At 68.0% G+C, this 18,767-nt stretch carries 15 protein-coding genes; 11 read left to right on the top strand and 4 right to left on the bottom strand.

Annotated elements, in window-relative coordinates; translation table 11 throughout:
* Window positions 1-1,083: 1,083 nt before the first annotated feature.
* Entirely contained in the window at window positions 1,084-1,881 is a 798-nt protein-coding gene (locus FHW84_RS05050; protein ID WP_167253049.1) for a LuxR C-terminal-related transcriptional regulator, read from the top strand.
* Window positions 1,882-1,919: 38 nt separating this feature from the next.
* Here the strand turns inward: FHW84_RS05050 and FHW84_RS05045 are convergent, their stop codons facing one another.
* Both FHW84_RS05045 and FHW84_RS05040 read right to left on the bottom strand, forming a co-directional pair.
* On the bottom strand, window positions 1,920-3,449 hold the full coding sequence (locus tag FHW84_RS05045; RefSeq protein WP_243867890.1) for a glycoside hydrolase family 30 beta sandwich domain-containing protein: 1,530 nt from the start codon (window positions 3,447-3,449) through the stop codon (window positions 1,920-1,922).
* Window positions 3,450-3,573: 124 nt separating this feature from the next.
* Window positions 3,574-5,898 (bottom strand): winged helix-turn-helix domain-containing protein, encoded by a 2,325-nt coding sequence (locus FHW84_RS05040; RefSeq protein WP_167253046.1) that lies wholly within the window; start codon window positions 5,896-5,898, stop codon window positions 3,574-3,576.
* A gap of 159 nt (window positions 5,899-6,057) precedes the next feature.
* On the opposite strand from FHW84_RS05040, the gene FHW84_RS05035 reads away from it, so the two are divergent.
* From FHW84_RS05035 to FHW84_RS04990, 10 genes are all read left to right on the top strand, one after another.
* Window positions 6,058-7,638 (top strand): MoxR family ATPase, encoded by a 1,581-nt coding sequence (locus FHW84_RS05035; protein ID WP_167253045.1) that lies wholly within the window; start codon window positions 6,058-6,060, stop codon window positions 7,636-7,638.
* Entirely contained in the window at window positions 7,638-8,630 is a 993-nt protein-coding gene (locus tag FHW84_RS05030) for a hypothetical protein (RefSeq protein ID WP_167253044.1), read from the top strand. The genes FHW84_RS05035 and FHW84_RS05030 overlap by 1 nt, the downstream gene beginning before the upstream one ends.
* Window positions 8,627-10,411 (top strand): VWA domain-containing protein, encoded by a 1,785-nt coding sequence (locus FHW84_RS05025; protein WP_167253043.1) that lies wholly within the window; start codon window positions 8,627-8,629, stop codon window positions 10,409-10,411. The genes FHW84_RS05030 and FHW84_RS05025 overlap by 4 nt, the downstream gene beginning before the upstream one ends.
* Window positions 10,408-11,367 carry a radical SAM protein gene (locus FHW84_RS05020; protein WP_167253042.1) on the top strand — a complete coding sequence of 320 codons (960 nt, stop codon included), beginning with the start codon at window positions 10,408-10,410 and terminating at the stop codon, window positions 11,365-11,367. The genes FHW84_RS05025 and FHW84_RS05020 overlap by 4 nt, the downstream gene beginning before the upstream one ends.
* A 2-nt stretch (window positions 11,368-11,369) precedes the next feature.
* Window positions 11,370-11,951: a hypothetical protein gene (locus tag FHW84_RS05015; RefSeq protein ID WP_208399631.1), complete on the top strand. Its 582-nt coding sequence runs from the start codon at window positions 11,370-11,372 to the stop codon at window positions 11,949-11,951.
* Entirely contained in the window at window positions 11,948-13,297 is a 1,350-nt protein-coding gene (locus tag FHW84_RS05010; RefSeq protein WP_208399630.1) for an AMP-binding protein, read from the top strand. The genes FHW84_RS05015 and FHW84_RS05010 overlap by 4 nt, the downstream gene beginning before the upstream one ends.
* Complete coding sequence (pnuC, locus tag FHW84_RS05005) at window positions 13,294-13,863, top strand: nicotinamide riboside transporter PnuC (RefSeq protein WP_167253039.1); 570 nt, start codon at window positions 13,294-13,296, stop codon at window positions 13,861-13,863. The genes FHW84_RS05010 and pnuC overlap by 4 nt, the downstream gene beginning before the upstream one ends.
* A complete protein-coding gene (locus tag FHW84_RS05000; RefSeq protein WP_208399629.1) occupies window positions 13,860-14,888 on the top strand; it encodes an AAA family ATPase in 1,029 nt (342 codons plus the stop codon). Before pnuC ends, FHW84_RS05000 begins: the two co-directional genes overlap by 4 nt.
* Before the next feature lie 106 nt (window positions 14,889-14,994).
* Entirely contained in the window at window positions 14,995-15,783 is a 789-nt protein-coding gene (locus FHW84_RS04995) for a class I SAM-dependent methyltransferase (protein ID WP_167253037.1), read from the top strand.
* 124 nt (window positions 15,784-15,907) lie between these two features.
* Window positions 15,908-17,086, top strand: a complete 1,179-nt coding sequence (locus tag FHW84_RS04990) for an antibiotic hydrolase (RefSeq protein ID WP_167253036.1) — start codon at window positions 15,908-15,910, stop codon at window positions 17,084-17,086.
* 48 nt (window positions 17,087-17,134) lie between these two features.
* Here FHW84_RS04990 and FHW84_RS04985 read toward each other — a convergent pair whose 3' ends face one another.
* Together FHW84_RS04985 and FHW84_RS04980 are read right to left on the bottom strand one after the other, a co-directional pair.
* The gene (locus tag FHW84_RS04985) at window positions 17,135-17,695 is read right to left on the bottom strand and encodes a cytochrome P460 family protein (RefSeq protein ID WP_167253035.1); all 561 of its coding nucleotides are present in this window, start codon (window positions 17,693-17,695) and stop codon (window positions 17,135-17,137) included.
* A 181-nt stretch (window positions 17,696-17,876) separates the two neighbouring features.
* Complete coding sequence (locus FHW84_RS04980) at window positions 17,877-18,731, bottom strand: LysR substrate-binding domain-containing protein (RefSeq protein ID WP_167253034.1); 855 nt, start codon at window positions 18,729-18,731, stop codon at window positions 17,877-17,879.
* Between the last annotated feature and the right edge of the window lie 36 nt (window positions 18,732-18,767).

The raw sequence follows: 18,767 nt of genomic DNA, 5'->3' as shown, positions 1-18,767 counted from the left end.
GTGGCGGTTTCATGGCAGTCCAGTTCGGGGCTGCGAGTAGGACGGCTATCGCGATCGGCCATCGCGGTAGCTGTTTTTTTTTGCGCACATCACCGTTGCGCTCCGGCCGCACCCTCACCCCTCTCCTAGCTGGAGAGCAACGGTCTTGCCTCGCCGTCTCATTTTTTGACGGTTGGTTGTCTCGCCTGCGGCGAGTGTTTCGTGCCGCTGCCGCGGCCCGAGTTACTTCTTCTTTGCGTGCCCAAAGAAGAAGTAACCAAGAAGAAAGGGCACCCTGCTTGGCGCCCTCAGCAGCTGCGCTGCTGAGGGTCCGTGAGGGCTGGCCGGGCTTTTTGATCGGGCATCCTGCCCGAGTCAAAAAGGCGAGGACGTCCTGTCCTCGCCCCCTGCGGGGCCTGATCGTCCAGCCCTCACCGCCGGCGCCAAGGGACCCGAAGATCAAGAGCAACGTCAAAAGCGCACAAGCGGAACGCCGCGGCTGCGCCGCGAGCTCTTTGCTCGGTTTTCGCGTTAATCGACATCCCCCTCTCCCCTCCGGGGAGTAGGCCGGAGTGACGGGTTCAATACCTCCACCCTTGGAGCTCCCACCGTTACACGCCGCATTCACACCGACATTAGTCATAGTCGCCAAATTCATTAAGGCGAATGGCCGCATGTTCATTAGTCAACATACGTTTGTGAAGCATCTGTCGAGGCGCTCGGAATTAATCTTATTAATGCGCCTCGGCGAAATGCGGAAACAAAGCAACGGTTAATCACGTCACGAAACCGAAACTGGTTTCGTGTTTACTTTCATCCCCTGCCGAAGGGTTGACACGAGAGGCTTCGACGGAGCCCGGCACTCGCGACTGCACCGCGCAGGCCGCGGGCGCTCGATGCTGCGCGAAACAGCTTGATACAAGGTGTTTGTGCATTTGGCCGTAATACAAATGACAGATAGGCGCAGATGTTTTTGCCGCGTATAACGCCTGCGCCGATGAAAAAGGACGATCACGACCGGCCGCACTTTATTTCGGATAAAGCACAGGCCGCGGGCGATTAAGTAATTACGCCATTGATATCGATACGCAAGGAGCCAAAGCCATGCCGCAAGCCATTAGCAGACAATTAGCTTCCATTATCGACCAGATACCTGGCGCCTGCGGCTGCAAGGACGAACACTCGATTTTCCTTTACGCGAATCAGGAGTTCAAAGCCATCGCCGGCCTGCGCCCGGACGAGCCGATCGCGGGCCTCACCGACTTCGACCTGCCGGGCGACATGGCGGTGCATGCGCAGACCTTCCGCGAGCAGGACCAGTACGTGCTGGAACGCAAGACGCCGATGACCACCTTCAACGTCTATCGGATGAAATGCGCCCGCATCAACGCCTTCCTGGTGACCAAGAAGCCGTTCGTGGACCTGGAAACCCAGACCTGCGGCGTGCTGTTCCACCTCACCGACATGTCCGCGCTCAACACCGGCCTGCTCGGCCCTTACCGCAGCAATGCGCCGCGCGTGTTCAACGACCTGGACCAGCCGGGCGGCGTCAGCTACGTGATCGCCGGCGGCGATACGGACCTGGACATCACCCGCCGCGAGTACGAAGTGCTGTTCTATATGCTGCGCGGCGCCACGGCGAAGCGCATCGGCGATTTCCTGTCGATCTCCTCGCGCACGGTGGAGCAGTACGTGACCTTCCTCAAGGAGAAGTTCAACGTACTGACCAAGCAGGACCTGATCGAGAAGGCGATCCAGCTGGGCTATTACTACGTGATGCCGGAGTCGGTGTTCCGCACGGTGACGCGGCCGCCCGCACCGGTCTATTCACGGCATGAGCCGGTGAGCAGCCTTCATGCGCTTCGGGGCGGCGCACGGGAGTCGCGGTCGGTGTCCAGGTAGTACGGATATCCGAGCGCATTCACTCGCTCCGGCGGCGCTTACGGCCGCCGCTCCCCCTTCAACCACCGGAACGCCTGCCGTATCAACGACCCCGCCCGATCCGAATTCCACACGAAGGTCCCGACACTGCGCCCCGGCATGGTGTATTCGAAGCGGGTCGGTCCCTCGGCCACCGCCACGGTGCGTGGCGCCGCATGCGTGTTCACCATCACCAGCACGATCGAACCGTCCGCCTCGTTCTGGAAGGCGACATTGGCAATGCCCTTGTCGGCATCGGTGTCGGTGGACTTCACGCGCACGGCGCCCGGCAGCACGAAGCGGCTGAAGTGGGCCAGGGCGTAGTACTCGTCGTTGCGGCTCACCGCGCCGGTCCTGGAATCGATCGTCACCACGCCCTTGCACAGATCGCAGCCGCCGAAGTGCGGGCCGTGGTTCTCGTCCAGTGCCAGGTTCCAATAGATCACGCCGCGCGCCCACTGCTTGGTGCCCAGCACCAGCAGATTGCGCGTGAACCAGATCAGCTCGCCATTGACGCTCGAGGCCCAGTCGCCGCCGGAGCACTCGGTGAGGTAGGCATCCTTCTGCGGGAACGCGCGATGCACTTCGCCCTGCGCGTACTGGCTGCCCTCGTAGCAATGCCAGGCCACGCCGTCGATATAGCGCGCGGCCTCGGCGTTGTTCAGCACGCTGGTCGGCTGCTCGGGGTGGCTCCAGTTGTGATCCCATTCCAGGATGCGCGTTTTCGGCCGGCGGTTGGCCAGCTTCGGGCCCAGGTATTGCGCGACGATCCGCGTCCGCGTCTCCGGTCCCATCTCCATGCCGGGATACGTCACCGGCGTAAAGCTGGGCTCGTTCTGCAGGGTCAGCGCGAAAATGGGAATGCCGAAGCCGCGGAAGGCGTCTAGATATTTGACGAGATAATCCGCGTACGTGCTCTCGTACTGCTCCAGCAGCTCGCCGCCGATCAAATTCTCGCTGGTCTTCATCCACGCCGGCGCGCTCCACGGCGAGGCGACGATCAGCAGCGCGGGATTCACCGCCAGCGCCTCGCGCACCGCCGGGATCACCTCCTGCTGCAGATTCGGCGTGATATTGAAATGCGCCAGGCCCGGGTCCGTCTGGCCGAACGGCACGTCGTCCAGCGTGTAGGGCTGCAGGGAGAAATCGGAGGCGCCGATGGTCAGGCGCAGCATGTTGAAGTTGAGGTTCGGCGGCGGCCCGAACAGCTCGTGCATCAGCGTCGCGCGCTGCAGCACGCTGAGCTTGTTCTGCAGCAGCCAGGCCGAGGCATCGGTCATGGCCGCGCCGAAGCCGGTCATGCTCTGGTAGGTGGTCTTGCGGTCGATGATGACGTCGGCGTCCTGCTCGCCGCGGATGCTCATCTCGATATCGGGCTGCGGTTTCAGCTGCAGGCGGCGGTCTTCGGTGCTCAGCCACAGCTCGACCGAAGGCATCACTGGCCGCGCGGACGTGACGATCCTGGATTTGACGGGGGCGCCTTCGAAGCGCGGAACGTAGAGCGCACCCAGGGTGAGCAGGGCGATCAAGGCGATGAAGACGGCGGCCATCCGGCCGGTTTCCGATCCTCGCTCATCCATGGTGCTTGAAAACCCTGTCGCCTGCGCTGCAAATCATGCCGGATCACTGTCTCCCCTGCCCGTCACCCGCATCATAGCCGCGGGCGCCCCCGCCTCAAGCCTTCGGGCGCGGGGTGGGCAAAACGCGGTCGCCCGCCAACTCGCGCGCCTTGCGCTGGTAGCGGTTCCACGACTCGGTCTGTCCCATCGCGCGGTACACGCAGGCCTGCGCCCAGGCCACGCGCCAGTCCAGCTGGCCCCAGGCGGAGAGCTGGCCGCTGATCACGAAAGCTTCGCTCACCTGGCCGCTTTCCAGCAGGGCCAGGGTGTAGGCCAGACCCGTGTCGGCGATCAGTTCCGGCACGCCGTAGCGGCTGGCCCGGTTCATGGCCTGCTTCAGCAGATCCAGCGCCGTCTCGCGGCGGCCCTCGGCCTGGGCCTGTATGGCCTGCGCACGCAGCAGCCGGATGGCGATCCAGTCGTCGCGGTCGGTGGAGGAAAGCTTGTCGGCCCAGGCCTGCATGGCGGACAGCGCCCGCTGGATTTCCTTCACGTCGCCGGCCTGCTGCGCGATCAGCGCGTCCAGCAGCCACGCATCGGCGGTGTCGCGCTGGTCGCCGTCCCATGCCAGCAGATGCCCCGACAGGGCTTTGGCTATCCACGCCTGCGCGCCGCCGATATCGCCACGCTGCAGCGCGAGCTTGGCCAGCAACATGTATACCGTGGCTTTGAGGCCGGGCTCGCCATGGGGGTCGGCATCGATCTGCGCGAGCACCTGCTCCAGCAACGCGCCGGCTTCGGCGGCGCGGCCCATGCCGCCCAGGGCATCGGCGCGATGGAACATCAGGATATGGCGGCCGATGTTCTCGGTGTATTCCGGAAATTGCTTATCGAGCGGCCAGTACCGCTCCGTGCTGGCGAAGGCATCGGCATGCTGCAGCAGCATCTTCTGCGAGATCACCAGGTCCGTCATCAGCGGCGGCACATACTGACGCATGCCCAGGCGTTCGTATTGCCCGACCGCACGCTGGATCACCGGAACGGCCTGGGCGAAGTGCCCGTGCTGCATGTTCAGTTCCGCCAGCGATTCGTCAATGCCCACCACGCCGGCGGTGTCGCCCGCCAGAGCATAGTTGACGCGCGCATCGCCGAAATCCGCCTGGGCCTCGTCGAAGCGGCCCGCCATGCTCAGCAGCTCGGCGCGCTGCGCATAGGCATAGGCCAGATAGCCCGTGTTGTTCTGCTGCTTCAGCAGGCTGATCGCTTCGAGCAGCGCCTGCGCGCCTTGCGCGTGCTTGTGTTCGCGGAAGTAGACGTACCACCGCTTCGCCAGCGTCCTTCCGCGCAGCACCGGCTGGGTCCTGGCCGGCAGGCGGTCCAGCAGGTTGGCGGATTCGGTCTTGCATGCCTCGTACTCGCCCTGGTCGCAGTAGAAGGCGACCTTGGCGTAGGCAAACGCCGGCGTCGTGCGCAGATCCGCCGGCGCGTTGTCGATCAACTCGCGCAGTACGCCGAGCGTACCCGCATAGGACGCGGCCTCCATGCGCAGCAGGTATTGCTCCTTGTCGTCTTCCGAAGCGACGCGGTCGGAATCGCTCGCGCCCAGCTGGGCGAGCAGGAGAGCGTTGGCCTCGTGCGCGGCCTTCAGCATGTTGACGGCGGAGGCCTCGGCCTGCAGGGCGCCGCCGTCGCGCATGCTCGCCTCGAGCTGGACATGCCAGCGGCCGTTGTCCAGCGTCACCTGGGGCTGGATCACCAGCGCATACGATGCAAGCGGCGCCGCGCCGCCCTGTTCCGGCCGATCGAGCAGGTTGACCACGGTCCGGCTGCTTTCCACCGGCACCCTGGCGCCGCGCAGGTCGCCGACGATCAGGTCCATCAGGCCCAGGCGCAGCCACGCCCACTCTTCCGGTGCATGAATCTGCGCGGGCAGGACTACCGCGGTACCTCGCTGGAAAGCCTTGCTGGCGCGCCCGTGGAAGCGCCATGCGCCGAAGCCGGCCACGGCCACCAGCAACAGCAGCGCCACGCCCCAGCGCAGGCGGCGGCGCCGGGGCGATGGCGCGCGGCGCGCGATGACCACCGGCTCATCGCCCGCCGCGGCCGGCGGGCAGGGTATGTCCGACATGATCGACGTGGCCATCACCCAGCGGTAGCCCATGCGCGGCAAGGTCTTGATGCAGCGCTGCTCGTCCGCGTTGTCGCCAAGCACGCGGCGCAGGCGGACGATGGTCTGGGCGAGCAGGTTGTCGCTGATCTCGGTGCTGCCCCAGACCGCGGCGATCAGCTCGTCCTTGCCCACCGCCCGTTCGCGATGCTCGACCAGGTAGGCCAGGCAGTCGAAGGCGCTGGCGGTGAGTTCGACGGGATCGCCGTTCTGCAGCAGCTGGCGCGCCTGCGGATGGAGCTCGAATGCGCCGAACCGGTAAATCGTCGTCATGGGCGCCATTATGACCAGCCACGGCGAGGTTGCTATCCCGCGGCGGCGGGACTGGCGGCTTTGTCACATGGCAAGCCGCGCCCGGCCTCCCGGGCTGCACTTACGGCCGCCAGGCACGCGTTCTAGAATGCCGCGAATGGCTGCCCAGCGAGGGATCGAGTGTCGCCGTTCAATCTGTTTCAGCGCGTGTCCAAGGCGCCCACCAATCCGCGGGCCGAGCCGGCGCCGCGCAACTTCGACGTGGCGGAGCTGTACGAAGGGCCCGTGCGCACCGCGGCCGATGCCGAAGCGCAACCGGTCCGCCTCGACGAGAAGCTGCGCCAGGCGTATTTCTGGATCGTCAACAACGCGATCATCAGCCCGCACTACGACATCGAATACCACGACGGCCCCGCCGCCACCTTCGCGGTGGGCGATACCCGCCGCACGCTCACCCTGCCCTCGGCGCAGAGCTATTCCAGCTACGTGCTGCTGCCGCTGCTCGCCTTCGCGGCGCGGCGCAAATGCCTGTTCATCGGCGGCCCCGGGCGCGGCAAGACGGCCAGCGCCATCCTGATGGGCGTGCTGGCCGGCTATCCGGTGCGCGAGGTGCGCCGCGCCATGCAGCACGGGCATCCGCAGATGACCATCGCCGACCTGCTCGGCAATCCGCTGCCGGCCGACCTGGTGGCGGCGCAGGACATGGGCGATATCCGCATCGCCTGGCGCAAGTGGCTGTCGATGCGGGTGAAGATCATCGACGAGTACAACCGCATCCCCACCCGCACGCAGAGCGCCCTGCTCACCGTGATGGGCGACAACTACGCCGAGATCCTCAACCACGTCTACGAATGCCCGGAGTCGGCCTGGTACCTCACCGCCAACGACGACCGCGGCGGCGGCACCTACCAGGTGGTGGAGGCCTTGCGCGACCGCATCGACGTGGTGGTGCAGGCGCTGGCCTTCAATCCGCGCTTCCTGGACGAGCTGCTGCTGCGCGTCGAGGAGAACATCCGGCCGGAAGAAGTGGTACCGCGCGACATCATCTTCGCCGAGGCGGAAGTCGACCGCCTGGGCGAGGAAATCCGCGCGGTGGACGTGCCGCAGGACGTGCGCCGGCGCGTGGAATTCTTCGCCAGCCAGTTCGAGCTGATGGAAACCGCCGGCGCGCAGTTCGAATACCTCACCAAGGACACCGTGCGCCTGGCCGGCGCCGACTGGGCGCAGGCCACCGCCGCCGACACCGGCCGCGACCGCATGAAGGACCTGGGCTGCCAGACCCGCAACGGCCTGTCGGTGCGCAACCTCACCACCTTGCTGGTCTTCGCCAAGGCGCTGGCCTATTTCCGCGGCAATACGGCGGTGGCGCTGGACGACGTGCGCCACGTGCTGCCCTTCGTGCTCAACGACAAGCTGCAGCCCGACCTGGACGCGCCGTTCTTCGGCCTGCCCGAGAACGCCGCCTACCGCACCGACCGGCTGAGCTGGCTGCGCTGGCTGTTCGACGCCTCCAACGCGGAATACGACCGCCTGGACCTGGACCGCAACGACCCGGTGGGCGAGCTGTCGGCGGAATTCGCGCGCGGGCTGGACGGCTTGAGCGAGCGCGAGACACGCGCGCGGCTGGTGCGCATCGAGCGGCTGATCGAGGAGCGGGTGAAGGGCCGCAAGCTCTACGGGCATCTGTACGACGATCTGCTGAAGCTCAAATACCTGCACCAGCGCTACACCAATTACCTGCACTGGCAGCAGGCGCGCTGATGGTCTCCGACACGCTCGCCGGCGTGCTGGCCTCGCGGCGCGCGCTGCTCAACCAGCGCGTGGCCGAAGCGCGGCATCAGCAGCCCGGGTTCGATACCGCGGCCTTCAGCGCGTTCGCGGGCGACACGCTCGATGCAGTGTGCGGGGCGGTGCAGGCCGTGGATCCGCTGGCCACCGGCGCGGCGGTGGAGGCGGCGTTCGAGATCGGCCTTACCCTGGTCGGCCAGGGGCTGGCCGAACCGAAGGCGCGGCTGCCGTGGGTGGACCGCGCGTGGAAACAGCTCGCTGCGTCCATCGCCAGGCTGATCGCGCAGGCGCCCACCGAAACCCTGGGTACGGTGACCAATGCCGTCGTGCGCCTGAGCAGCGTGCGCGGCGTGCGGGTGGAAGAGTGGATCGACACCATGCGCGCGCTGGCCGGCCGCTGCGCCGCGCTTGACGAGCTGCGCGCACTCGGCGCGCTGTGCGCCTGGCGCGCCGGCATGGCGCACCTGCGCGAGCCGGCGCTGGTGCAGGCCGATCGGCTGGACCCGGCACTGGCTTCGGCCGCGCTCGGTGCGCCCGACGTGCCATGGGCGGGCTTGCGCGAACGGCTGTCGGCCGATCGCTGGTGGAACCCATCCATCGGTGCGGTCGATGCGCAGGGCCAGACGCTCGGCGGTTTCAGCGGCATGGATGGCCCCTTCGCGGTGCCGCCGGCCATTCGCGCCGGCGCCGGGCATTTCGTGGCCGAGAGCGCGGGGCGCCACTTCCTGCTGATGGCCGATGCCTTCGGCGCGGTGGTGCTGCCGGCGGCGGCGAACGAGTTTGCGCAGGCCGACGCAGCCGCGGCGCCCGGCGTGGCGATCACGCCGCGCGGCGGCAGCGTGGGCGGACGCGAGATCGCGTTCGCTGTGCCGGGCGACCGCATGCAGGCGGTGGGCCGCGCCGACAGCGTGGCGCTCTTCTCGCCGTGGTCGCACCACGTGCGCATCGTGCCGGCGCGCGCGTGAGCGAGGGACCTGCCACCGACACGCTGTCCCGCTGGCAGGCCGCATGGCCGGCCGCGCTGGAAGCCTGGAGCCGCTTCACCCGCCTGCGCGATCCGCGCCTGTGCGAGAGCCGCGTGGATGCCGCCGCCGAAGGCTTGCTCGGCAGTTTTGCGATGATCCGCCTGTTCGACCAGCGCGTGGTGATCGACCTGCCCGAAGTGGAGCGCCTGGGCCTGACCGATCACGCCGTGGAAATCCTGGCGCACGAGATCGGCCACCACGTGCTGGCCCCGGCCACCGCCACCGACCACGCCCACCTGCTCGCGCGCCTGCGCCATGCGCTGCCCACGCTGGAAGCGCAGGCGCCGATGGTGGCCAACCTCTATACCGACCTGCTGATCAACGACCGCCTGCAGCGCCAGTGCGGCCTGCGCATGGCCGATATCTACCGCCGCCTGGCCGAACGCGATACGTCGACAGAGACGACGCCGGTGTGGACGCTCTACATGGGCATCTACGAGCAGCTGTGGCAGCTGGCGCCCGGCTCGCTGGGCGGCCCGGTGGATGACGCGGCGCTGCGCGGCGACGCCTGGCTCGGCGCGCGCGTGGTGCGCGTCTATGCCGGCGAATGGATGGATGGCGCCTCGCGCTTCGCCGCCCTGCTGCTGCCGCATCTGCTGCGCTCGGTGAAGGATTGGCGGGTGGACGTGCTGATGGATACGCGCAACGCCGGACAGGGCAGCCAGCCGGTGGGGCTGGAGCGCATCGAGGACGGCGAGCTGGATCAGGCCGTGCATCCCGCGCTGGATCCGCGCATCACCGGCGAAGCGGAGACGCTGCCACCGACACCGCCGGAGCTGCCGGCCGCGCTCAACCGCCAGGGCGGCCAGGCGCGCGAGCCGTTCGAGTACGGGGAGATCCTGCGTTCCGCCGGCCTGGACCTGAGCGATCACGATATCGCCGTGCGCTACTACCGCGAGCGCGCGCTGCCGCATCTGATCTGCTTTCCGGTGCGGCCGCAGCCGCAGGCCTTCGAGCCGCAGCTGGAAGGGCTGGAGCCGTGGGAAGCGGGCGATCCGCTGGATGCGCTGGACTGGATGCAGAGCCTGCTGCAGTCGCCGCGCGTGATTCCGGGGCTGACCACGGTGCAGCGCGCGTATGGCGATGCGCCGGGGCAGGATCCGGCCAGCGAGCCGGTGGACCTGGATCTGTACGTCGACAGCTCCGGCTCGATGCCCAATCCGCAGACGCACACCTCTTACCTGGCCCTCGCCGGCGCCATCATCGCGCTGTCCGCGCTGCGCGTCGGCGCGCGGGTGCAGGTCACCTTGTGGAGCGGCAAGCAGCAGGTGCTGCACACCGGCGGCTTCGTGCGTTCGGAGGACGACATCCTGCGCGTGCTCACCGGCTTCTTCGGCGGCGGCACGGCGTTTCCCATCCACCGCCTGCGCGATACCTACGCCCAGCGCGCGCCGCACGAACGCGCGGTGCATATCCTGCATATCTCCGACGACGGCATCACCACCATGTTCGCCAACGACGAGCGCGGCAACAGCGGATGGGATGTCGCGGCGCGTGCGCTGGCCGCGGGCCGCGCGGGCGGCACCATGGCCTTGAACCTGTACACCCCGTTGCCGGCGCATCTGGCGCCGACGAGCCGGCCCTGGGAAGCGGACCTGCTGCGTGCGCAAGAGGCCGGCTGGGCCATCCACGCGGTGCGCGACATGGCCGACCTGCTCAGCTTCGCGCGCGAGTTCAGCCGGCGGCATTACGAGCGGCCGGCAGCGGGAGTACGCGCATGATCGTGCTGTGGCGCATCAGTGCGGTATGCAACCTGGCCTGCGGTTTTTGCGCGTACGACCGGCGGCTGCGGCTGGTGCGGCAGGAATCCGATCCGGCCGAGGTGGAACGCTTCGCCGCCTTGCTCGGCGCGTACGGCCGCGCTCATGGCGAAGACATGCTGATCAGCTGGCTGGGCGGCGAGCCGCTGCTGTGGCCGGGCGTGCTCGCGCTTTCGCGGCGCCTGCGCGAAAACCACGGCCTGCGCATCAGCGTCACCACCAATGGCAGCACCTTGCATCGGCCCGGCGTGGTGGAGGCCATGGCTACGGCATTCGACGAAGTGACGCTCAGCATCGACGACGTCGGCGAGGCGCACGAACGCCTGCGCGGCTGGCCCGGTGGCTGGCGGCGGCTGGAGCAGGGCATCGCGCGCCTGGTTGCGCAGCGCGGCGCCGCGGGCGGCACGCCGAAGCTGCGCGTCAATACGGTGCTGATGCACGACACTCTGGAACGCTTCCCGGCGCTGTGCGACCGCCTCGCGGACTGGGGCGTGGACGAGATCACCTTCAACCAGCTCGGTGGCCGCGACCGTCCGCAGTTCCATGCCGGCCACGCCTTGCGCGCCGCCGACGTGGCCTGGCTGCGCACCCGGCTGCCGCCGTTGGCGGCGCGCATGGCCGGGCGCGGCGTGCGCCTGTGCGCGCACGACGCCTACCTCGACCGCTTCGAGGCCAGCGCCACCGGCCGCGCCATTGCCGTCGCCGATTGCGCACCGCGCCGCCCCACCATCTTTATCGACGAGCACGGCCGCATCGCGCCGTGCAGCTTCACCATCGACCATAGCCCCATGAGCACCCGCGACATCCGCACCGCGCACGACGTAACCGCCCTGCGCGCCCGGCTCGCCGTCCGCCAGCCCGCGGCGGTGTGCGCGGACTGCCCTTCCACCCAGGTTTTCGCCAAGTTCGGGACATGAGCATGCCGGCCGGACCTTCGCTCGAACGATTGCTGCGGCGCCTGATCGAGACGCCGCCGGATTTCCTCGCCCCGCCCTGGCGCGGCGGCGAAGGCCAGGTGCGCGTGGCCGCCGTGGTCAACGACGTGCTTGCCGCGCTGGATGTGCAGGCGCCGATGAGCCTGCTCGCCACGCTGTCCGGCGAACTGAAAGCCGTGTCCGCCGAGCAGCTGAGCTTGTCGGCGGTGCTGGCCTGGCTGCTGGCGGACGATGCCTGGCACCATTTCGCCAAGGCATCGCCCGCGCTGCCGGCGTTGTTCGCCGAGGCGGTCCCTGCGCTTGCCGCCGAAGCGAATGCCTCGCGCTACGTGTTCGAACCCGAGCGCCGCGAGGAATTGGCGCGCACCGCCATCGCACGGCTGGGCCTGACGCCCGAAGGCGAAACCGCCAGCCAGGCGGCGGATCGGCTCGCCAGCGTCAGCGGCGTCGAGCGGCGCCGGCTGCTGGAGGCCAGCCGCGAAGCCGAGGCGCGTGCGCGCGCCATCCGCGAAGCGCTGGCGCGCAAGGCGGCCGAGGAATCCGCAGACAAGTGGACGCGCGAGTGAGCCGCGAACCGACGGACGCCGAGCGCTATCCGACGCTGAGCGAGGCGGGCCGGGCGATGCTGCGCTTCATGAGCGAGCACCCCAGTGCGCCGATGCTGCGCAATCGCAGCGGCAATCGCCTGCTGGCCGAAGAGGTCGAGGACTTGCGCGCCTACGAGCGCGAGGTGGCCGCTGCGCGCTTCGCATGGAGCACGCGCCACGCACCGCCATGGCTCGATGCTTTCGTCGATGAGGTGTTCGCGCAGGTCCCGCACTATCGCTCGCTCGGCCGGCCGGCTGGCTTCGCGCAGATCGCCACGGTGGGCCGCGGCGATCTCGCCGCCGATATCGCACAGTTCGTGCCCGACGCCGTGCCACTGGATCGACTCATCAACTTCCGCACCACCGGCACCACCGGCCATCCGCTGATCCTGCCATCGCACCCGCTGGTGGCCGGCCGCTATCTGGCGTTCCACCAGCGCGCGCTACGGCGCGCCGGCATCGAACTGCGCCATGGCCGCGGCCAGGTCGGCGTGATGCTGCTGGGCCTGCAGCGCAAATGCTTCACCTATATCTCGGTCACGCCAACCATGAACGAGTCGGGCCTGGCCAAGATCAACCTGCATCCGGACGACTGGCGCGATCCGGCCGACCGCGCGCGCTATCTCGATGCGATGCAGCCGGAGGTGATCGCCGGCGATCCGATTTCCTTCGCGGCGCTGCTGGAACTGCCGGTACGCCACCGGCCGCGCGCCCTGCTCTCGGTATCGATGGCCTTGTCCGCCTCGCTGCGCACGCACTTGAGCGAGCGCTTCGGCTGCCCGGTGCTGGACGTGTACTCGATGAACGAGGCGGGCCCGCTGGGTGTGTACGACGAAACACTCGATGCTTTCGTGCTGCTGCAGCCCCGCATGTACGTGGAAACCCTGGATGCGTACGGCCACCCGGTGCCGCAGGGACAATCCGGCGAAATCGCGCTGACCGGCGGCTTCAACTTCTGCCTGCCGCTGCTGCGCTACCGCACCGGTGACCACGGCGTGCTGATCGACACCCCTGAAGGCCCCGCCATCGCACAACTGCATGGACGCCAGCCGGTGCGTTTTCTCACCCTGGACGGCGACTGGATCAACAATATCGACCTGACCCATGCGCTGCTGCCGTTGCCGCTGTCGCGCTACACCGTGCATCAGGCCGCGAACGGCGACGTGGCGGTAGCGCTGGCGCGGGCCGAAATGAACTACGCCAGCGAAGCGGCAAACCGGGTATCCGCCGCGCTGCGCGGACGCGACATCCGCATTATCGAACTCACCAGCGAGGACAAAGTGCTGCAATACACCACCGACCTGCCCGGAGGCATGGCCGCATGACCTTGCTGGAAGGCGTCGCCAACGCTCTGGCTACCGCATCGATCCTGCTGGCCGGCCGCAACAGCGTGCATACCTGGTGGACCGGCATCGCCGGCTGCTCCCTGTTCGCCCTGCTGTTCTGGGACACGCGCCTGTACGCCGACGTGCTGCTGCAGGCGTTCTTCGTCGGCGCCAGCGTGGTCGGCTGGTGGTACTGGAGCCGGCATGGCGAGCGCGCGGAACTGCCGATCGCCCGCACCGCGCCGCGCACGCTGGCCTGGTTCGTGGCGGGCGCGGCGGTGGCCACCCTCGTGTACGGTTCGCTGCTGCATCGCTTTACCGACGCCTACGCACCGTTTGCCGATTCGACCGTGCTGGCCTTGTCGGTGCTGGCGCAACTGCTGCTGATGCGGCGGCGGATCGAGACCTGGCCGATCTGGCTGCTGGTCAACAGCGTGGCGGTGCCGCTGTATGCCTCGCGCGGGCTGATGCTGACGGCCGTGCTTTATTCGGCGTACTGGATCAATGCATGGGTGGCGTGGCGGCATTGGCACAATCTGTTCCGGCGTGCGGAAGCGGTGGCGTGAAGCGTTTCGGCACCGCTCTGGTGGTGGGCAAGTTCTGTCCGCTGCATCGGGGACATCAATATCTGCTCGACCGCGCGCAAGCCGCATGCGAGCGGCTGGTGATCGTCAGCTATACCAGGCCGGAGTTTCCCGGTTGCGAACCGGAGCGGCGCGAGCGCTGGCTGGCGGCGCTGTATCCACGGGCGACGCGACTGGTGGTCGACGATGCGCGGCTGGCGGCTTATGGCGTCGCGTTGCCGCCTAACGAAGCATCGGACGAGGAACATCGCGCTTTCGTGGCCTGGCTGCTGCGCGAAGTGCTGCGCGTGGACGTAGAGGCCGTCTTTACCAGCGAAGCCTACGGCGACGGCTTCGCCGCGTCGCTGTCGCGGGCGCAGGGCGAGCGCGGTGGCCCGGCGGTGATGCATGTCTGCGTGGATGCCGCGCGCACCGCCATCCCCGTATCGGGCACGGCGGTGCGTGCGGACGTCCATCGTGCGCGCGCTTCGCTCGATCCCCTGGTGTATGGCGACTTCGTGCGGCGCGTGGCGATCCTCGGCGGCGAATCCACCGGCAAGTCCACCCTCGCGGCGCAGTTGGCCAACGCGCTGGGCACGATCCATGCCGCCGAATACGGCCGCGAACTGTGGGAGCACAAGCAGGGGCGACTCGTCGCGGACGACATGCTGCCTATCGCCCGGACCCAGGTGGCCCGCGAAGAACAACTGGCGCCCACCGCGCAACGCTTCCTGCTCTGCGACACCACGCCATTGACCACCCTGCTCTACGCGCAGGCCATGTTCGGCCATGCCTGCCCCGAACTGGAAGCGCTCGCGCAACGCCCCTACGACGAGGTGCTGCTGTGCGCGCCCGACGTCCCCTTCATCCAGGACGGCACGCGGCGCGACGAAGCCTTCCGCGCATGGCAACACCGGTGGTACCTGCGCGAACTCGCCGCCCGCGGCGTCCGCTATCGCCTGCTGACCGGCGGGTGGCAGGCACGCACTGCCATGGCGCTGGGTCTTCTGTCCGCACCGGCCATTTAAAAACGCCATCATAGAAATCGCTTTTCGCGACTGTCGGCCGCAGGGGCGGTTTTCTACGATGCCCGCTCCCCACTCCGCTCCGATGAGCATCCGCCACGAGGTAATCATGAAAAGGCCATTGCTGGGTTTTGCCACCCTCTGCCTGCTCGGCATCGCGGCCGCCAGCGCGGCGGTACCTTCCTACATCGCCGCGGCCATCGGCGACAGCGCACGCCCGGCGGCTGACAAGGCGAGCGACGCCGCGCGCAAGCCGGTCGAACTGATCGCCTTTACGGGCATCAAGCCGGGCGACCGCGTGGCCGACATCCTGCCAGGCGGCGGCTATTTCACCCGCCTGTTCAGCAAGGTGGTGGGGCCGAAGGGCCACGTCTATGCGGTGTTGCCGGAGACCCTCGTCGCCAAGGCGCCGCCGGAGAAACTGCAGCCGATACGCGCGCTGGTCGCCGACCCGGCCTACCGCGACAACACCAGCCTGGAGACCCGCCCCTACGACAGCCTCGATGTCGGCGCGCCGCTGGACGCGGTGTGGATCTCGCAGAACTACCACGACATCTACGGCGCGGTCAGCGTCTTCAGTGTCGACGGCACCACCGGCACGGATGCTGCCGCCAAGCTCGACGCGGCGGTGTTCAAGGCCTTGAAGCCGGGCGGCGTCTTCGTCGTGGTCGACCACGTGGCCAAGCCCGGCGCCGGCGAAGCGGACGCGCATGCCCTGCACCGCATCGACCCGGAAACCGTGATCGCGCAGGCCAAGGCGGCCGGCTTCGTGCTCGAAAGCCGCAGCGACGTACTGGCCAATCCGCAGGACACGCACGACCAGACCGTGTTCGCCGTGGAGATCAAAGGCCACACTGACAAGTTCGCGCTGAAGTTCCGCAAGCCGAAGGAGCGCTAAGCGGCGCAGTGCGAGTGCGGGAGCCGCATGCACGGGCCTTCACGAAACCCTGTGCTAGCGTGCCGCGCGATCCGGGCAGCCGTCCGGATCGCGGGCATTCCCGCCCATCACAAGGAGATGAGTGATGCATCGCATGCTCTGTCTGGCCGCGCCGGCCATGTTCGGCGCCGTTGCCCTCCTGCTTCCCGTGCCTGCTCTCGCCGCCGCCGATGCGGCTCCCGCCAAGGCCGGCTTCGACACCTTCGCCACGCCCACCCAGGCCAGCACGCCGCAGGGTGTCGACGTCGCCGCCGACGGCAACGTGTGGTACTCGGAAACCAGCGCCGGAAAGATCGCCGTGCTCCGGCCGGATCGCAGTTCGGCGGAGTACCCGCTGCCCGATGGCGGCCAGCCTTTCATTCTTAAAACCGGCAAGGACGGTATCTGGTTCACCGATCAGGTCCGCCGCGCGATCGGTCACCTGGATCCGCGCAGCGGCGCGCTCGTCGAGTACGCGATTCCTTCGCGCGAGAAACCGTATTTCATCCAGCTCGCGCCGGACGGCAGCCAATGGTTCACCGTCACGGCCGGTGTCGGACGCCTCGCGCCGGATGGCAGCGTCAGCGAATGGACGGTGCTGCTGGAGCACCCCGACGACCATATGGAACAGCTGAGCCTGGACCCGCATGGCAACGTGTGGTTCGTGGAACGCAACTACGCCGGCGCCGGGCCGAAGGGGACCAACAAGGTCCGCCGCCTGAACCCGGGCACGAACGTCATCAGTACGTATCTGGTGCCAACTGCCGGCGGCACTCCTTCCGGCGTGATCGCCAATGCCGACGGCACGGTGTGGGTATCCGAGTACTACGGCAATGCGCTGGCGCTGCTCGACCCGGCCGTGGCGCCGCACACCGACGAAACCGCCAAGCCGGCGACGCGCGCGGCGAGCCCGCAGCCCGCGACGATCAAACCCACCGTCACGGCACGCGCGACGCCCACGCGTGCACCGGCACCGCCGAGCACCAGCGAAGTCAAGCCCAAGGTAACGCGCGGCTGGATCGAATATCCCCTGCCCATCGCCAACGCCAACGCGGAAGACATGCGCGTGGACAGCCACGGCCGGGTCTGGTTCGAGCAGGACGCGGGCTATATCGGCATGCTGGATCCGAAGGCCCGCCGCATCGCGCAGTACACGATCGTGCCGGCCAACAGCGGCTACTACAACATCGCACTGGAACAGCGCGCCGGCCTGCTGTGGGTGACCGAGGCCGGCGGCTCCGGCGCAGCGGCAACCGGCATTGCCAGTCTGCCGATCGGACCCTGACCTCGGCGCAAGGGGCTTGCGGCGATGCAAGCCCCTTGCCTGCCGGCATCAGCGCTTCTGGTACGGATGAAAGATGTGATCCTTCGCGGCCACTTTGACGTGGCACGAGTGGCCGCAGTCGGCGACGCCGGTGGGGTCGGCGCTGTAGGTATCCGCGGCCGCGTCGTAGTCGACCAGCGCATAGCCCCAGCCACCGCTCCTGGGAAAGCGCTTGCTGTCCTTCTCGATCACGAAGGCCTGCGAGAACACGTCGGGCACGTCGACGACGAACGGCGCCTCGGTGCTCTTCTTGAACTTCCACTGCAGCTTGGCGATCTTGGAGCCTTCCGGGAACGGCTTGCCGTTGCCGGGAATGCCCGACTTGTAGGCCTTGATCATGATGGGATTGGCCACGATCACCTTCAGCACCTCGTCGGTGCGCGCGCTGGATACCACCGACCAGTCCTCGTAACCCTTGAAGTCGGCGAAGGCGATGCCGCTGGGCGAGACCAGCGAGTACTTGTCGTGCGTGCCCGGCGGGCCCTTGGCTTTTTCCTGCGCGGAAAGCACGGTGCCGCCGGCGACGATGAGCAGGAGCGTTCCGGCCGTGGTCATGAGCAGATGCTTCATGGCTGACCCTCGGTGATGGTGACGAGCGTCGATCGCGGCGTAGCCCTGGCCGCCGCCCCGGGGAGGCAGCGCCTCCCTGCCGGAATCTACGGGCTGGCTGGCAGGCCCGACATACGCCGTACGGTGCATTGAAAGGCGATGCGCATCGGCATGAAGTAGGCGGTTTGCCCGGCCTGGGCGGTCAAAGCGTGGGCAGTACCGCCCGCACATGCGCTTCGAAACGGCTCGACAGCCTCGAGGCATGCGCGGCGTTCTGGATGGTGATGCCGATCGAGGGCAGCGCCGGCAGTCCGCTCGACGGCGGCAGCACGCGCAAATCCGGCGGCACGCCGGTGAGGGTCATCACGGTGATGGCCTGTCCGGAACGCACCACCGCGGTGAGGCCGGCCACGCTGCCGCTCGCATAGGCGATGCAGTAATCGCGGCCCGCACGATCGAGGCTGGCGGTCGCGGCCAGATGATCCAGCGCATCCGGATCCGACAGCGCCAGCTGCAGGGGATCGCGCCGGAATGCCTGGCTGCCTTTGCTGCCCACCCAGACCAGCGGTTCGCGGCGCAGGAAATGACCGCGCTCCGCGCTGTCCGGCTGCGATACCAGGGCGATGTCCAGCGACTTGTCGCGCAAGCGTTCCAGCAGCCGCGGCGATGGCGCGCACACCACTTCGATGAATACCTGCGGATGCAGGCTGGCGAAACTCTGCAGCAGGCCGGGCAGGAACACGCGGGCGTAATCGTCCGGACAACCGAAGCGCAGGCGGCCCGACAGGTTCTCGCCGGTGAGGTCGGCCACCGCTTCGTCGTGCGTGCGCAGGATGCGCTGCGCATGCGCCAGCAGCCGTTCGCCATGCGTGGTGAGCGAGACGCCGCGGCCGCTGCGGATCATCAATGGCTGCTGCACGGCCTGCTCCAGCTTTTTCAGCTGCTGGCTGAGCGCCGCCTGCGTGCGGCCCACCTGCCCGGCGGCGCCGCTGACCGAGGTGGCGTCGGCCATGGCGACGAAGCTGCGCAGCAATGCGATATCGAGTCGGATGCCCATGCCGCTGTCCGTGATCAGGTGGGTGGGCCGGACCGT

Source organism: Dyella sp. SG562 (genome assembly GCF_011759495.1).
Lineage (GTDB): Bacteria > Pseudomonadota > Gammaproteobacteria > Xanthomonadales > Rhodanobacteraceae > Dyella_D > Dyella_D marensis.
Note: the sequence above shows the minus strand (reverse complement) of the source record. Positions and strands in the feature narration are given on the sequence as shown.

What these genes read in the sequence shown, in the direction of transcription:
- FHW84_RS04995 (WP_167253037.1), top strand. Translation starts at nt 14,995, where the DNA reads ATGAAAAGGCCATTGCTGGGTTTTGCCACCCTCTGCCTGCTCGGCATC.
- FHW84_RS04990 (WP_167253036.1), top strand. Translation starts at nt 15,908, where the DNA reads ATGCATCGCATGCTCTGTCTGGCCGCGCCGGCCATGTTCGGCGCCGTT.
- FHW84_RS05045 (WP_243867890.1), bottom strand. Translation starts at nt 3,449, where the DNA reads ATGGCCGCCGTCTTCATCGCCTTGATCGCCCTGCTCACCCTGGGTGCG.
- FHW84_RS05050 (WP_167253049.1), top strand. Translation starts at nt 1,084, where the DNA reads ATGCCGCAAGCCATTAGCAGACAATTAGCTTCCATTATCGACCAGATA.
- pnuC (WP_167253039.1), top strand. Translation starts at nt 13,294, where the DNA reads ATGACCTTGCTGGAAGGCGTCGCCAACGCTCTGGCTACCGCATCGATC.
- FHW84_RS05020 (WP_167253042.1), top strand. Translation starts at nt 10,408, where the DNA reads ATGATCGTGCTGTGGCGCATCAGTGCGGTATGCAACCTGGCCTGCGGT.
- FHW84_RS05030 (WP_167253044.1), top strand. Translation starts at nt 7,638, where the DNA reads ATGGTCTCCGACACGCTCGCCGGCGTGCTGGCCTCGCGGCGCGCGCTG.
- FHW84_RS04985 (WP_167253035.1), bottom strand. Translation starts at nt 17,695, where the DNA reads ATGAAGCATCTGCTCATGACCACGGCCGGAACGCTCCTGCTCATCGTC.
- FHW84_RS05015 (WP_208399631.1), top strand. Translation starts at nt 11,370, where the DNA reads ATGCCGGCCGGACCTTCGCTCGAACGATTGCTGCGGCGCCTGATCGAG.
- FHW84_RS04980 (WP_167253034.1), bottom strand. Translation starts at nt 18,731, where the DNA reads ATGGGCATCCGACTCGATATCGCATTGCTGCGCAGCTTCGTCGCCATG.
- FHW84_RS05040 (WP_167253046.1), bottom strand. Translation starts at nt 5,898, where the DNA reads ATGACGACGATTTACCGGTTCGGCGCATTCGAGCTCCATCCGCAGGCG.